This is a genomic window from Tetzosporium hominis, from assembly GCF_002265435.1.
GTDB classification, from domain to species: Bacteria; Bacillota; Bacilli; order Bacillales_A; family Planococcaceae; genus Chryseomicrobium; species Chryseomicrobium hominis.
Genome location: NZ_NOKQ01000322.1, coordinates 1 through 267 on the forward strand (window position 1 = coordinate 1; position 267 = coordinate 267).

The 267-nt window shown below is 37.5% G+C and carries 1 protein-coding gene; it reads right to left on the bottom strand.

What is annotated here, in order from left to right:
* Window positions 1-159 precede the first annotated feature (159 nt).
* Window positions 160-252 (bottom strand): RsfS/YbeB/iojap family protein, encoded by a 93-nt coding sequence (locus CF394_RS14095; protein ID WP_243370904.1) that lies wholly within the window; start codon window positions 250-252, stop codon window positions 160-162.
* Window positions 253-267: the final 15 nt, after the last annotated feature.

The following is a 267-nucleotide window of genomic DNA, read 5'->3' on the forward strand; positions in this document are numbered from 1 at the left end:
TTTTTTCTAAAATAAGCAAAGAAACCCAGTTGACTACAACTGAGTTCAATTGTAACGCTATAGTCTTTTCGTTTGCTTTTAGTACTAGGCAACGAATTGCAGGCATAACTAGGGTTAGACAAAATGAGTTAACGCCGTAATAGAAGATAAAGGAAAAGACTATAAAGTTTCAGATAAATCTACAGAATCCGCCTCATGCCATAGTTTTTCTAGGTTATAGTGGGCACGCATTTCTTCTGAGAAGATATGCACAACAACACCGCCGAG